General features: G+C 66.5%; 14 protein-coding genes. 6 read left to right on the forward strand and 8 right to left on the reverse strand.

All coding sequences use genetic code 11. The features are described 5' to 3' along the window. Positions 1 to 15: 15 nt before the first annotated feature. The 4 genes from QFZ33_RS04340 to acs are packed head-to-tail and all read right to left on the reverse strand — an operon-like array spanning position 16 to position 5300. The gene (locus QFZ33_RS04340; RefSeq protein ID WP_307025176.1) at positions 16 to 510 is read right to left on the reverse strand and encodes a CoA-binding protein; all 495 of its coding nucleotides are present in this window, start codon (positions 508 to 510) and stop codon (positions 16 to 18) included. After that, a complete protein-coding gene (locus tag QFZ33_RS04345; RefSeq protein WP_307025178.1) occupies positions 507 to 1862 on the reverse strand; it encodes an O-acetylhomoserine aminocarboxypropyltransferase/cysteine synthase family protein in 1356 nt (451 codons plus the stop codon). Before QFZ33_RS04345 ends, QFZ33_RS04340 begins: the two co-directional genes overlap by 4 nt. Further along, positions 1862 to 3070, reverse strand: coding sequence for a dimethylsulfone monooxygenase SfnG (gene sfnG / locus QFZ33_RS04350; RefSeq protein WP_307025180.1), 1209 nt, complete (start codon positions 3068 to 3070; stop codon positions 1862 to 1864). Before sfnG ends, QFZ33_RS04345 begins: the two co-directional genes overlap by 1 nt. A 10-nt stretch (positions 3071 to 3080) precedes the next feature. Then, positions 3081 to 5300, reverse strand: coding sequence for an acetate--CoA ligase (gene acs / locus QFZ33_RS04355; protein ID WP_307025182.1), 2220 nt, complete (start codon positions 5298 to 5300; stop codon positions 3081 to 3083). A gap of 286 nt (positions 5301 to 5586) precedes the next feature. Between acs and QFZ33_RS04360 the strand changes: the two genes are divergently transcribed. Next, complete coding sequence (locus tag QFZ33_RS04360) at positions 5587 to 6012, forward strand: CoA-binding protein (RefSeq protein WP_307025184.1); 426 nt, start codon at positions 5587 to 5589, stop codon at positions 6010 to 6012. Positions 6013 to 6056: 44 nt separating this feature from the next. On the opposite strand, the gene QFZ33_RS04365 is transcribed toward QFZ33_RS04360, so the two are convergent. Next, positions 6057 to 7085 (reverse strand): isopenicillin N synthase family dioxygenase, encoded by a 1029-nt coding sequence (locus QFZ33_RS04365; protein ID WP_307025186.1) that lies wholly within the window; start codon positions 7083 to 7085, stop codon positions 6057 to 6059. A 45-nt stretch (positions 7086 to 7130) separates the two neighbouring features. On the opposite strand from QFZ33_RS04365, the gene QFZ33_RS04370 reads away from it, so the two are divergent. The 5 genes from QFZ33_RS04370 to QFZ33_RS04390 are packed head-to-tail and all read left to right on the forward strand — an operon-like array spanning position 7131 to position 9380. Further along, on the forward strand, positions 7131 to 7535 hold the full coding sequence (locus QFZ33_RS04370) for an MmcQ/YjbR family DNA-binding protein (RefSeq protein WP_307025188.1): 405 nt from the start codon (positions 7131 to 7133) through the stop codon (positions 7533 to 7535). Then, on the forward strand, positions 7528 to 8076 hold the full coding sequence (locus tag QFZ33_RS04375; RefSeq protein WP_307025190.1) for a DUF1990 family protein: 549 nt from the start codon (positions 7528 to 7530) through the stop codon (positions 8074 to 8076). Before QFZ33_RS04370 ends, QFZ33_RS04375 begins: the two co-directional genes overlap by 8 nt. Before the next feature lie 13 nt (positions 8077 to 8089). Continuing rightward, positions 8090 to 8740, forward strand: coding sequence for a hypothetical protein (locus QFZ33_RS04380; RefSeq protein ID WP_236806558.1), 651 nt, complete (start codon positions 8090 to 8092; stop codon positions 8738 to 8740). A gap of 5 nt (positions 8741 to 8745) precedes the next feature. Further along, on the forward strand, positions 8746 to 9063 hold the full coding sequence (locus QFZ33_RS04385; protein WP_307025192.1) for a putative quinol monooxygenase: 318 nt from the start codon (positions 8746 to 8748) through the stop codon (positions 9061 to 9063). Positions 9064 to 9086: 23 nt separating this feature from the next. Then, positions 9087 to 9380 (forward strand): DUF503 domain-containing protein, encoded by a 294-nt coding sequence (locus QFZ33_RS04390; protein ID WP_214852386.1) that lies wholly within the window; start codon positions 9087 to 9089, stop codon positions 9378 to 9380. A gap of 102 nt (positions 9381 to 9482) precedes the next feature. Here QFZ33_RS04390 and purL read toward each other — a convergent pair whose 3' ends face one another. The 3 genes from purL to purS are packed head-to-tail and all read right to left on the reverse strand — an operon-like array spanning position 9483 to position 12833. Further along, on the reverse strand, positions 9483 to 11810 hold the full coding sequence (gene purL, locus QFZ33_RS04395; protein ID WP_307025194.1) for a phosphoribosylformylglycinamidine synthase subunit PurL: 2328 nt from the start codon (positions 11808 to 11810) through the stop codon (positions 9483 to 9485). Beyond that, a complete protein-coding gene (gene purQ, locus QFZ33_RS04400) occupies positions 11810 to 12580 on the reverse strand; it encodes a phosphoribosylformylglycinamidine synthase subunit PurQ (protein ID WP_307025196.1) in 771 nt (256 codons plus the stop codon). Before purQ ends, purL begins: the two co-directional genes overlap by 1 nt. Position 12581: 1 nt before the next feature. Beyond that, positions 12582 to 12833: a phosphoribosylformylglycinamidine synthase subunit PurS gene (gene purS / locus QFZ33_RS04405; RefSeq protein WP_307025198.1), complete on the reverse strand. Its 252-nt coding sequence runs from the start codon at positions 12831 to 12833 to the stop codon at positions 12582 to 12584. Positions 12834 to 12875: the final 42 nt, after the last annotated feature.

The following is a 12875-nucleotide window of genomic DNA, read 5'->3' on the forward strand; positions in this document are numbered from 1 at the left end:
CTTACCGGCCTGTTTTTAAGCCAGGACCTGCCGCTTCGAGGAGATCACTCCCGTATCGAACCCGGCCAGGTGAAGCCCGCCGTGGAAGCGTGCGTGCTCGATCTTGACGCAGCGGTCCATCACCACGTTCAGTCCCGCGGCCTCGGCATCCTGCGCAACGCCCTCGTGCCACGAGCCGAGCTGCAGCCAGAGGGTCTTGGCACCCGCGGCCACGGCCTCGTCGAGCACGCCCGGCAGGTCATCGTGCTTGCGGAACACGTCCACGATGTCCGGGCTCTCCGGCAGGTCCGCCAGTGAGGCGTACGTCGGCTGGCCGAGGATCTCCTTGACCACGGGGTTGACGAAGTACACCTTGTACCGCGTCGAGGACTGCAGATAGGTGGCCACGAAGTAGCTCGCCCGGGAGGGCTTGTCCGATGCGCCCACGATGGCAATGGACTTCGCCTCACGCAGGAGGCCTAAACGCTCCGGCGCAGAGGGACCTGCCCAAGTTCTCTCAGTGGTGCTCATGCCCGTGCTCCAATCGTGCAGGAATCAGCTGCCGCGTCGTCAACAACGACGGCGTCTTCCGCCGTTGCGTTCTGCGCCTCGGTGAGGGCCTGGTCCAGGTCCCACAGGATGTCGTCGATGTCTTCCAGGCCAACCGAGATGCGAACCAGGTCCTCCGGAACGCCGGCGGATTCGAGCTGGGCCGGGCTCAGCTGCTGGTGGGTCGTGGACCCGGGGTGGATGACCAGCGTGCGGGCGTCGCCCACGTTGGCCAAGTGCGAGGCGAGTTGCAGGGATTCAATGAACTTTTGCCCCGCTGCCCGGCCGCCCTTCACGCCGAAGGAGAACACGGAGCCCGGTCCCAGGGGCAGGTACTTCCGCGCCCGCTCGAAGTGCCGATGGGAGGGCAGTCCGGAGAAGTTCACGTAGGCCACGCGTTCGTCGGCCTCGAGCCACTCGGCCACGGCCTGGGCGTTCTTCAGGTGCTCGTCCAGGCGCTGGGGGAGGGTTTCAACTCCCTGCAGCAACTGGAATGCGGACTGCGGGGAGAGGGCGGGCCCGATGTCTCGCAGCTGTTCGCAGCGCAGCTTGGTGAGGAACCCGTATTCGCCGAAGTTGCCCCACCAGGATACGTTGCCGTACGAGGCCACGGGCTCGGTCATGGTGGGGAACTTGCCGTTGCCCCAGTTGAACCGGCCGCTCTCCACGATGACGCCGCCCAGGGTGGTGCCGTGGCCTCCGATGAACTTCGTGGCGGAGTGGATCACGATGTCCGCGCCGTGCTCGATCGGCCGCACGAGGTATGGCGTGCTCAAGGTGGCGTCGACGACGAGGGGGATGCCGGCGTCGTGCGCCACCTTTGCCAGGGCCGCCAGGTCCTGGACCTCCGACGACGGGTTGGCCACCACCTCGACGAAGATTGCCTTCGTGTTCTCGCGGACGGCGGCCGCGTAGTCGGCGGGGTCGGTGCCGGGGACGAACGTGGTGTCCACACCGAAGCGGCGCAGGGTGACATCCAACTGGGTGACGGTGCCGCCGTAGAGCTGGGATGCCGCCACGATGTGGTCGCCGGCCTGGGTGAGGGCGGCGAAGGTGATGAATTCAGCGGCCATGCCCGACGACGTCGCGACAGCTCCTATGCCGCCCTCGAGGGACGCGATGCGCTCCTCAAACGCCGCCACGGTCGGGTTGCCGATGCGGGAGTAGATGTTGCCGTACTTCTGCAGGGCGAACAGGTTGGCGGCGTCCTGGGTGTCCTTGAACACGAACGACGTGGTCTGGTAGATGGGGACGGCACGGGCGCCGTGCTCGGCGTCGGGCGTGCCGCCGGCGTGCAGGGCGCGGGTGCGGAACCCGAATTTGCGGTCAGCCACTAGACGTTCACCAGCCCACTGGTTGAGCTTGCCGAAGCCACCGGCGTCTGGGACAAGTCCAGCTCGGTGCCGTTCTTGCGGGCGAGGTCCGCCTCGAGTTCGCGCACCATCGGCAGGATGTCCTGGCCGAAGGCAGCGACTTCCTCCTGGAAGTGCAGGTAGCCGGTGAGGAACAGGTTCACGCCGATCTTCTTGTACTCAACGATCCGCTCGGCGATCTGCTCGGGGGTGCCGATCAGCTGCGTCTTGAAGCCGTCGTTGTACTGGACCAGATCCTCGAACGTGGAGTCCGCCCACATGCCCTTGCCGTCCTTGGTGGACGCGCCGGCTTCCTGGACGGCGTCGCGGAAGCCCTGCACAGCGGGCTTGTGTGCCTTCTCGACGATTTCGCGGAGGGTGTCGCGGGCTTCCTTCTCGGAGTCGCGGGCGATGACGAAGCCGTTGAGGCCAAACCGGGGTGCGGCCAGCGCGCCCTCGGTGCCGCGCCGGGTCTCGCCGGACGCCGAGACCACGCCTGCGATGTTCTCCTTGAATCCCTCCAGGTCCTTGCCGTTGGAGAAGTACCAGTCGGCGACGCGGCCCGCGGTGGCCTGGGCCGCCGTCGAGTTTCCGCCGAAGAAGATCTCCGGGTGCGCGCGCCCCGGAACGTCCACGGGGGCGGGGTTCAGGGTGAAGTCGGTGATGTTGTAGTACTTGCCGGCCTGGCTGTAGTCCTTCTCCGTCCACAGCCCGCGCAGCACCCTGATGAATTCCTCGGTGCGGACGTAGCGTTCGTCGTGCTCCAGCCATTCGAGGCCAAAGTTGGTGAACTCGTTCTTGAGCCAGCCGGAGACGATGTTGACGGCGGCGCGGCCGTTCGAAATGTGGTCGGCGGTGATGATGTACTTGGCCAGCACACCGGGGTGCCACATGCCGGGGTGGACGGCCGAGATGACCTTAAGCCGCTCCGTGGCCGCCAGCAGGGCGAGACTGAAGGACGTCGCCTCGTGCTGCTTGTCGGCGCCGTAGGATGCGGCATAGCGGGTCTGCGTCAGGGCGTATTCGAAGCCGGATTCCTCCGCGATGCGGGCCAGCTTCTTGTTGTAGTCGAAGTCCCAGCTGGTGCGCTGCTCAATGGTGGAGACCACCAGGCCGCCGGACACGTTCGGCACCCAGTAGGCGAACTTCAGGGGTTCGGAAAGACGGGCTACGTTGCTGATGTCGTTCATGATCGTTCCTTTACTTCTGTCCGGAGTTGGGGTTTCCGGGGACGGCGGTAGCGCATCGGTGCAGCGCATCCTGGATACCGGCAATGGCCGGTTCGTTCTGTAGCGACGTGGTGTCGCCGAGGGTGGTTCCCTCGTAAAGCTGGGTCAGCAGCCGGCGCATGATCTTGCCGCTGCGGGTCTTGGGTACGTCCGGGACAACGACGACGTCGCGCGGCTTGGCGATCGGGCCGATCTCCTTGGCAACGTGGTTGCGGAGGGCTTCGCTGGTTGAGCTCGTCGAAACCAAGCCCGCCGAAACCCCGCCCTTCAAAACCACAAACGCGACGACGGCGTGGCCCGTCTTGGGGTCGGCGACCGGACAGACGCCCGCTTCCACCACGTCCGGGTGGGTGACGAGGGCGGACTCGATCTCGATCGTGGAGAGCAGGTGGCCTGAGACGTTGAGTGTGTCGTCAACCCGACCGAGGATCCAGATGTCGCCGTCGACGTCGTACTTGGCGCCGTCGCCGGCAAGGAACCAGCCCTGCTCCGCATACTGGCTCCAGTAGGAGTCGAAGTAGCGGCGCGGGTTGCCCCAGACGGTCCGGGCGATTGCCGGGCCCGGCTGGTCCACGACGATGAAGCCCTGCACACCGGGGTCGGTGCGGTTCCCTGCCTCGTCCACCACCCGGGTGCTGACGCCGGGGAGCGGGCGGGCAGCGCAGCCGGGCTTGAATTCGGTGTCCGTGGGCGCGGGGGACATGATGGTGGCCCCGGTTTCGGACTGCCACCAGGTATCCACCATGGGCGCGGTGCCTGCACCGAGGTTGTCGCGCAGCCAGCGCCAGGCCTCCGGGTTCACGGCCTCTCCCACGGTGCCGAGCATCCGGATCGAGGAGAAGTCGTAGCTGTCAGGCACGCCGTCCGGGAACCAGCCCATGAGCGAGCGGACCAGGGTGGGCGCCGTGTAGTACTGGGTGACGCCGTAGCGTTCGATGATCTCGAAGTGCCTGCCGGGATGCGGGGTGTTGGGCGTGCCCTCGAAGATCACCTGCGTCACGCCGTTGGAGAGCGGGCCGTATATCTCATAGGTGTGCGCGGTGACCCAGGCGAGGTCGGCCGTGCACCAGTGCACGTCCTGGTCCCGGAGCGCCGGATCGGGGTTGCTGAACAGGTGCTCGAAGCTCCAGGAGGCCTGGGTCAGGTAGCCGCCGGAGGTGTGGACCAGTCCCTTGGGCTTACCCGTGGTGCCGGAGGTGTACATGATGAACAGGGGAGTCTCGGCGTCGAACGCCTCCGGTTCGTGCACGTCGGAGGCGGGCCCGACGACGTCATGCCACCAGACGTCGCGGCCTGCGGTCATTGGGACTGCAGGGAGGTCTGCGGGGGCGGTGGTGCGGTTGATGACCAGGACGCGCTCGATGGCGTTGTCGCCGGCGACGGCGGCATCGGCGTTGTCCTTGACCGGGACCGCGACGCCGCGGCGGAACTGGCCGTCGGTGGTCACCAGCAGCTTCGCGCCGGTGTCAACGACGCGGAACCGGAGTGCCTCGGCGGAGAACCCGCCGAACACCAGGGAGTGCACGGCTCCGATCCGGGCCACCGCGAGCGTGATAATGACGGTTTCCGGGATCACGGGCAGGTAGATGACCACGCGGTCACCCTTGGTGATGCCGAGGGCCAGCAGGGCATTGGCGGCCTTGGAGACTTCACGCTGCAGTTCGGCGTAGGTGATGGTGCGGCGGTCGCCCGGTTCGCCCTCGAAGAACAGCGCCACCTTGTCCCCGCGGCCGGCGGCGACATGGCGGTCCACGCAGTTGTACGCGACGTTCAGCCTGCCGCCGTCGAACCACTTGATCTCGGGTCCACGGCCGGCTTCGACGTCGGCGGGCAGCCAGCTGTGCGCCGTGTGCCAAGGCCTTTGGGTGCCACGTTGCTGGTTGACGGGGCGCTCGGCCCAGTCCAACCGGAGGGCCTGTTCCTCCCAGAAGGCCACGTTGCCGGGATCGACAATGGTGCTGGGATCGACAGTGGGGGTGGTGCCGCTGTGACGCGCCGGCCCGTCGGTGGGGACGCCGTGCACTGCGCCGTCCGTTGGCTCGGTCGAGGACCATCCCGAAGAGCCGCTGAAGGAGCCGGGCGCGTCACGCAGCCCTGCTTCGTTCGCCGTCGCGTCCGAAGTGGTTTGTGGGGTTGCCTCAGATGGAATCCGGGCAAGGTTGGGCAGGGCAGAAGCATTCTTTGGGGTCATTGCAGCACTCCATCGGTCCTGGCAGTAGCACCCCTAGCCCGCCGCCGGGACGGAAGAACAGTGACGTGGGAATGGTCGTCTCACGTCACCGGGGGTTGCTGCGGCTTCATCGATCCAGGTCTCTCGGCCGCTCGGGATGGTCACTACCTACTAGAGCCGACTTGCAGGATTTCTCAAAATTGGCACCTTTGGAGCTGTAATATTCGTTCATCACGGTCGGGATCACTGCCTGCCATCCACATATTCGGAAAAGACCGCCAAATTGCCGCTGGAGTAGAGTTGATGCATGGCTCACGAAAACGATCCGGCGGTTGTCGACCGACTCATGCGAACGAAGGGCACCTGGGCCATCGTCGGCCTGACCCGGAATGAGTGGCGCTCGGCGTACGACGTCTCGCTGTTTGTCCGCGACCGCATGGGTATGGAGATCATCCCGGTTAACCTGCCGGGCGACGACGTGCACGGCGAGAAAGGCTACCGTTCCCTCTCCGAGATTCCGGCGGAAAAGCACCCGATCGACGTCGTGGACTGTTTCGTCAATTCGCAGAAGGTAGGGGCCGTCATCGACCAGGCCATCGCAGTCGGCGCCAAGGCGGTGTGGTTGCAGCTCGGCGTGTTCGACGACGCCGCCGTGGAACGCGCGAAGACCGCTGGGCTGGACGTCGTCGTGAATTCCTGCCCTGCCCGCGAAGGGTGGCGCGTGGGGATCTAGCCAGAGGACCTAGCCTATGCAGGGCACCGCTTCAAGGCTCCGGTTCAGGGCTTCATCAGCTCAGGGTAGTGACGCTCGGTGACATCCGGGTGGGCACGCATCCGGCCCTTGAGCATGTTCAGGCCGAACGAGGCGAGCATCGGATTGGACGGGTCATCAGTGATGCCGCGTGCCTGGGCCTTGATCTCCGCCGGGAGGGGTACCGGATCGATTACCGCGTCAAGGCGGGGCGACCAGAAGAACGGGACGGAATAACGGTCCACCCCTGGCGGCGGAGCTTTGACCCGGTGGATGGTGGCGGCCAGATAGCCCTCCGTGGCCACTTCGAGCATTTCGCCAAGGTTCACCACCAGCGCTTCGGGGATCGGTTTCACGGAAACCCACCCGCTGGAGCCCGGCGGCTGCACTTCAAGCCCGCCCACCTCATCCTGAAGGAGGAGGGTCACAAACCCGTAGTCCGCATGGGAGCCCACGCCCTGGTCTCCGGCCGCTTCCACCACTCCGCCGACGTAATGGACCAGCTTGCCCATCCAGGCCGGAGTATCCCTGAACGGCTCGTCGAAATAGTCCACCGGCTGCTGGAGCGACACGGCGATGGCCTGCATGAGCTCCGCCCCCACCTTGGACATGAGCTCGGCCCAGGCCATCGCCGCCTGCTTCAGCTCCGGCATGGACTCCTCCGGCCACAGGTTGTGGCCCTGCAGGAGCCAGTACGGCTGCTCGGGCGGATAGTCGTGCACCGGCTCCCGGTCGGGTGAGTAGTCGATCTGCTCGCGCGCATCCGCCCTTCCCTGCGTGACCTCCGTGCCCATCCGGGTGTAGCCACGGAAATGCGGGGACAGACGGTTGTCCAGCTTCATGCGTTCCTCGAGCGGAAGATCGAAAAAGCGACTGATGGTCGCCAGCAGATCCTTGGCCTGGCCGGGTGCACCGCCGTAGCCGATGACCTGGAAGAAACCGACGCGGTGCGTGGCATCGCGGAGCTCCTCAATGAACTCCGGATTGAACGAACCGTCGGCCCGGCGTGCGGAGCCGAGATCCAGTACAGGTATGGTCTCCCGGGCAGCTGCCATGTTCGCAGACTAGCACCGCCTGGAAAGGGTTTGTAGGCTCGCAGCATGGATCAAGCCGCCCTGAGAAAAATCTGCCTGTCGTTTCCGGGCGCCTTCGAGGACTTCCCGTTCGGGCCCGAAACGTCGGTGTTCAAGGTCAAGGCGGCGGTGTCCGGTGGGGCGCGGCAGGAGGCAAAGATGTTCGCCGCGTCCGCCATGGATCCTGACGACTGGTCGGTGAGCCTCAAGTGCGAGCCTGCCCTGGCAGAACAGCTCCGGGCCGTGCATCCGGAGATCACCGGGGCGTGGCACATGAACAAGACGCACTGGAACGGCGTCCGGCTGGACGGTGGCCTGCCGGACGACATGGTCCGGGACATGGTGGAGGACTCCTACGATCTTGTGGTTGCCTCGCTGAGCCGGAAACAGCGGGAGCAGCTTGGCTGGGCCAGGCAGGTGGGCAATGGCTGAAAAGCGGCTGGCACGGGGTGCCCTCAACTACGCGGAGATCGGCGCCACCGAGCGCGGCGTCTCACCGGCAGGCTACCGCCGGGTGGCGTCCCGGACCTATCTCGGAGAGGGGGCGGATGTGTACCGCAAGGTGGCGCAGGGGATCCTGGCCTGGGAACTGCAGCGCCGGTCCGGGCTGCGCGTCCGGACCGAGTCCGACGTCGTCGTTCCCGGCGCGCGCGTGGTGAGCGGTTTCGGCGTCGGGCCCTTCCGGCTCAACGCGCCCTGCGAGGTGGTGTGGGTGCACCGTCCCGCGCCGGGCGGCGGACCGCAGTCAGCTGGCTTCGGCTACGGCTCCCTGCCGGGCCACCCGGTGCGCGGTGAGGAGTCATTTGTGACCGAGATCGATGCCCAGGGCCGGGTATACCTCTCCATCACTGCGTTCAGCCGTCCGTCCAACTGGTTCTACGCTGCGGGCGGCGCGCTGGCCCGCCGCGCGCAGCGCCTCATGACTTCCCGATACATTGAAGGTGCACGCCAACTCGCCGCAGGTGAAAGCTGATCAGGAGAGGTACATGCTGGACCAAAAGAGCCTTGACCTTTTGTGGAACTTCGAGGATCCGAAGCTGTCCGAGCAACGCTTCCGGGACGCGCTGGCGGACCCCCGGTACGACGCCGACGAACGGGCCGAACTGTCCACGCAGCTGGGTCGGGCCATCGGGCTCCAAGGCCGCTTCGAAGAGGCTGACGCCCTGCTCGACTCGATTGACGGGGACGAGCCGACGGTTGGTGTCCGCGTCCTGCTGGAGCGCGGGCGGGTCCTGAACTCGAGCGGGCACGCGGCCATGGCGGTGCCGCTGTTTGAGCAGGCGGCCGAGCTCGGCGACCATCTTGGCGAGGAATTCCTGGCCGTGGACGCGCTGCACATGCTGGCCATCGCCGACTCCGCCCACGCCGAGCTCTGGACCCGCAGCGCGCTGGAGTACGCCTCCACGGTCCACGACGAGCGGACCAAGCGCTGGATGGTGGCGCTGCACAACAACCTGGGCTGGACCCTGCACGGAGCGGGCCGGCTCACCGAGGCGCTCGTGGAGTTCCAACTGGCCGAGCAGTGGGCCGAGCGCGTCGGCACCCCGGCCCAGCAGAAGTATGCCCGCGAGGCCATCGAGGAGTGCGAGCAGGCGCTCTCCTCCGGACAGAACGCACAAACCCAAGGAAAGGCGTAAAACCCGTGATATTCATCGTCGTCAAGTTCAAGGTCAAAGCCGACTGGTCAGATAAGTGGCTCGGCCTGGTGGCGGACTTCACCGAGGCCACCCGCCAGGAGCCAGGCAACCTGTGGTTCGACTGGTCCCGCAGTGTGGACGACCCGAACGAGTTCGTCCTGGTCGAAGCGTTCAAGGACGATGCCGCCGGGGACCATGTCAACAGCGCCCACTTCAAGAAGGCCATGGCGGACATGCCGCAGGCCCTCGCGGAGACCCCGCGCATCATCAGCCGCCAGCTCGACGGCGACGGCTGGGACACGATGGGCGAGCTCACGATCTGAGCCCGCTCGCTAGCATTAACTGCATGTGGATCGGCTGGATCGAGTTCGACATCCTCCTCGGCGACGTGCATAGCCTCAAGGAGAAGCGGTCTGTTGTGCGGCCGTTGCTGGCCGAGGTCAAACGGCGCTATGACGTCTCGGTGGCCGAGGTGGGGGATCACGACCAGTACCGCCGCACGAGGATCGGCGCCGGCCTGGTAGCCGCCGACCGCGCGCACCTCGTGGAGGTACTCACCGCCGTCGAACGCTTCGTGGCCTTCCGGCCTGAGCTGGAGCTGCTGAGCGCCCGGCAACGGGAGCTCCACAGCGAGGATTAAAGCAACGCGGGGCCACCTTGGATCTCGACGGGCTCGATCAGCGTTACCGCTGGTTGAGCCCGTCGAAACCAGGTGACCCCGTGTTGCTGGTGGCCTAAAGGCTTAGCCGAAGTACTTCGGCAGGGTGGCCTCGTGGGCTTCGCGGAGCGAGTCCAGCGAGAGGGTGTCCACGCCGTTGATCTCCAGCTGTCCGCTGGCTGCGTCCACCACGCCGATGCGCAGGTGCTCGAAGCCGCGGGCAGTGCACATGTCCTTGAAGCGGACTTCCTCGGAGCGCGGAACGCTCACGACGGCGCGGCCCTGGGTCTCGGAGAACAGCGCGGTGAAGAGGTCCACGCCGTCGCGGTCCAGGACGTCCTGCAGCGCGATCCGCGCGCCCACGCCGTAGCGCAGCGACGCTTCCACGAGGGCCGCGGCAAGGCCGCCCTCGGAGAGGTCGTGGGCCGAGTCCACCATGCCGTCGCGGGACGCGTTGATCAGGATCTCGCCCAGCGCACGTTCGGCCTCGAGGTCAACCTTGGGGGGCAGGCCGCCGAGGTGGCCGCGCATGTTGGACCATTCCGAGCCGTCCAGTTCCGCTGCAGTTGTGCCCAGCAGGTAGATGGCCGCGCCGTCTTCCCGCCAGCCCGACGGCGTGCGGCGGGCGACGTCGTCGAGCTTGCCCAGCACTGCCACCACCGGGGAGGGGTGGATCGGCGTGGTGCCGGTCTGGTTGTACAGCGAGACGTTGCCGCCGGTGACTGGGATGCCCAGGACCATGCAGGCGTCGGAGAGGCCGCGGATGGCTTCGGCCAGCTGCCACATGACGTCCGGGTCCTCGGGGGAACCGAAGTTCAGGCAGTCGCTCACGGCCATCGGCACGGCCCCGGATGTGGCCACGTTGCGGTAAGCCTCGGCCAGTGCCAGCTGGGCGCCGTGGTACGGGTCGAGGTAGGTGTAGCGGCCGTTGGCGTCGGTGGCCAGGGCAACGCCCAGGCCGGATTCCTCGTCCACGCGGACCACGCCGGCGTCGTCCGGGAACGCCAGGGCGGTGTTGCCGCCGACGTACCGGTCGTACTGGTTGGTGATCCAGGACTTGTCGCACATGTTCGGCGAGGCAACGAGCTCGGTGACGGCCGCGGCCAGTTCCGCCGGGGCGGAGGGGCGGGCGGCGTCCTGTACGGACCCGGTGAAGGAGTCGGCCTGGAGGGCGTCCTGCCACGCGGGGCGGGCGAACGGGCGGTCGTAGACCGGACCGTCGTGGGCCACGGTGCGCGGGTCGACGTCGACAATGACTTCGCCTTCCCACGTGATGATCAGGCGGCCGCTGTCGGTCACCTCACCCAGCCAGGCGTACTCCACTGCCCACTTGTCCATGACGGCTTCGAAGGCCTCGACGTTCTCTGGCGTCACCACGGCCATCATGCGTTCCTGGGACTCGGACATCAGGATCTCGCCCGGAGTCAGGGTGGGGTCGCGCAGCAGGACAGAGGTCAATTCGACGTTCATGCCGCCGTCGCCGTTGGAGGCGAGCTCGGACGTGGCGCAGGAGATGCCCGCGGCGCCGAGGTCCTGGATGCCCTCAACCAGCGAACCCTTGAACAGTTCAAGGCAGCACTCGATCAGGACCTTTTCGGCGAACGGGTCGCCCACCTGGACCGCGGGCCGCTTGGACGGCTTGGTGTCATCGAAGGACTCGGAGGCGAGCACCGAGGCGCCGCCGATGCCGTCGCCGCCGGTGCGTGCACCGAACAGCACCACCTTGTTGCCCTTGCCGGAGGCGTTGGCCAGGCGGATGTCCTCGTGGCGCATGACGCCCACGGCCAGGGCGTTGACCAGCGGGTTGCCCTGGTACACGGAGTCGAAGACCATCTCGCCGCCGATGTTCGGCAGGCCGAGGGAGTTGCCGTAGCCGCCGATGCCCGCGACCGCGCCGTGCATGACGCGGGCGGTGTCGGGGTGGTCGATCGCACCGAAGCGGAGCGGATCCATCACGGCGACCGGGCGGGCACCCATGGAGATGATGTCGCGGACGATGCCGCCGATGCCGGTGGCGGCACCCTGGTACGGCTCAACGAACGACGGCGAGTTGTGCGACTCGATCTTGAAAGTCACGGCCCAGCCGTCGCCCAGGTTGGTGACGCCGGCGTTTTCGCCGATGCCCACCAGCATGTCCTTCTTCATCTCGTCGGTCACCTTCTCGCCGAACTGGCGCAGGTGGTTCTTCGAGGACTTGTAGGAGCAATGCTCGCTCCACATCACGGAGTACATGGCGAGTTCCGCGCCGGTCGGGCGGCGGCCAAGGACCTTGACGATCTCGTCGAACTCGTTCTGCTTCAGGCCGAGTTCGGCCCACGGCAGTTCGGTGTCCGGCGTCTTGGCCGCGTGCTCGACGGTGTCGATGTTGAACTTTTTGGTCTCGGTGATCGAGCTTGTTGAGATCTCGGTCATTAGTTCGCTCCCACAATCTTGTTCAGTACCGAGGTGAAGAGACCGAGGCCTTCGGTGTCGGACCCGCCGATACCGTCCAGGGACTCGGGGCCGAAGCCCACCTCCACGGCGTGCTCCGGGTGCGGCATGAGGCCCACCACGTTGCCGGCGGCGTTCGAGATGCCGGCAATGTCGCGGCGCGAGCCGTTCGGGTTGAAGCCCACGTAGCGGAACACCACGCGGCCCTCGGACTCGAGGGCGTCGAGGGTCTTCTCGTCCGCGATGTACTGGCCGTCCTGGTTCTTCAGCGGCACCGTGATTTCCTGGCCCGCGGCGTAGTCCCCGGTCCAGTAGGTGCTGTTGTTCTCGACCCGCAGCACCTGGTCGCGGCAGATGAACTTCAGGTGGTCATTCTTGATCATGGAGCCGGGCAGCAGGTGCGACTCGGTCAGCAGCTGGAACCCGTTGCAGATGCCGAGCACCGGCAGCTTGGCATCCGAGTTGGCGGCGTCGATGATCTTGGACATCAGCGGAGCGAAGCGCGCGATGGCACCGGCGCGCAGGTAGTCGCCGTAGGAGAATCCGCCCGGCAGGATGACGGCGTCAACGTCGCCCAGTTCGGAGTCTCCGTGCCAGAGCTCCACGGGCGTGCCGCCCGCGAGCCGGACCGCACGGGAAGCGTCCCGGTCATCCAGGGTTCCGGGGAAGGTGACGACGCCGATTTTCGCGCCTGCGAGGCGCGGCTCGGCGGCGACGGCGACTGCCTCGCCTATCAGGGGAAGTTCAGTCATCTCAGGCCTCGACAACCTCGACGTTTATAACGTCCTCGATCACCGGGTTGGACAGCAGGGTCTCGGCGGCTTCGCGGGCCTGGGCCAGGATGTCCTCGGTCACCTCGCCGTCAACGGTCAGTTCGAAACGCTTGCCCTGGCGGACAGAGCTAAAGCTGGTGAAGCCCAGGCGGGGGAGTGCACCCACGATGGCCTTCCCCTGCGGGTCCAGAATCTCGGGCTTGGGCATGACGTCGACAACGATCCGGGGCATCCGGTAACTCCTGTGCGTGTGCATTGGGTAAGGGCGCAGCGG

Source organism: Arthrobacter globiformis, from assembly GCF_030815865.1.
Taxonomy (GTDB): domain Bacteria; phylum Actinomycetota; class Actinomycetes; order Actinomycetales; family Micrococcaceae; genus Arthrobacter; species Arthrobacter globiformis_B.

What these genes read in the sequence shown, in the direction of transcription:
- QFZ33_RS04340 (WP_307025176.1), bottom strand. Translation starts at nt 510, where the DNA reads ATGAGCACCACTGAGAGAACTTGGGCAGGTCCCTCTGCGCCGGAGCGT.
- sfnG (WP_307025180.1), bottom strand. Translation starts at nt 3,070, where the DNA reads ATGAACGACATCAGCAACGTAGCCCGTCTTTCCGAACCCCTGAAGTTC.
- acs (WP_307025182.1), bottom strand. Translation starts at nt 5,300, where the DNA reads ATGACCCCAAAGAATGCTTCTGCCCTGCCCAACCTTGCCCGGATTCCA.
- QFZ33_RS04360 (WP_307025184.1), top strand. Translation starts at nt 5,587, where the DNA reads ATGGCTCACGAAAACGATCCGGCGGTTGTCGACCGACTCATGCGAACG.
- QFZ33_RS04365 (WP_307025186.1), bottom strand. Translation starts at nt 7,085, where the DNA reads ATGGCAGCTGCCCGGGAGACCATACCTGTACTGGATCTCGGCTCCGCA.
- QFZ33_RS04370 (WP_307025188.1), top strand. Translation starts at nt 7,131, where the DNA reads ATGGATCAAGCCGCCCTGAGAAAAATCTGCCTGTCGTTTCCGGGCGCC.
- QFZ33_RS04375 (WP_307025190.1), top strand. Translation starts at nt 7,528, where the DNA reads ATGGCTGAAAAGCGGCTGGCACGGGGTGCCCTCAACTACGCGGAGATC.
- QFZ33_RS04380 (WP_236806558.1), top strand. Translation starts at nt 8,090, where the DNA reads ATGCTGGACCAAAAGAGCCTTGACCTTTTGTGGAACTTCGAGGATCCG.
- QFZ33_RS04390 (WP_214852386.1), top strand. Translation starts at nt 9,087, where the DNA reads ATGTGGATCGGCTGGATCGAGTTCGACATCCTCCTCGGCGACGTGCAT.
- purL (WP_307025194.1), bottom strand. Translation starts at nt 11,810, where the DNA reads ATGACCGAGATCTCAACAAGCTCGATCACCGAGACCAAAAAGTTCAAC.
- purQ (WP_307025196.1), bottom strand. Translation starts at nt 12,580, where the DNA reads ATGACTGAACTTCCCCTGATAGGCGAGGCAGTCGCCGTCGCCGCCGAG.
- purS (WP_307025198.1), bottom strand. Translation starts at nt 12,833, where the DNA reads ATGCCCCGGATCGTTGTCGACGTCATGCCCAAGCCCGAGATTCTGGAC.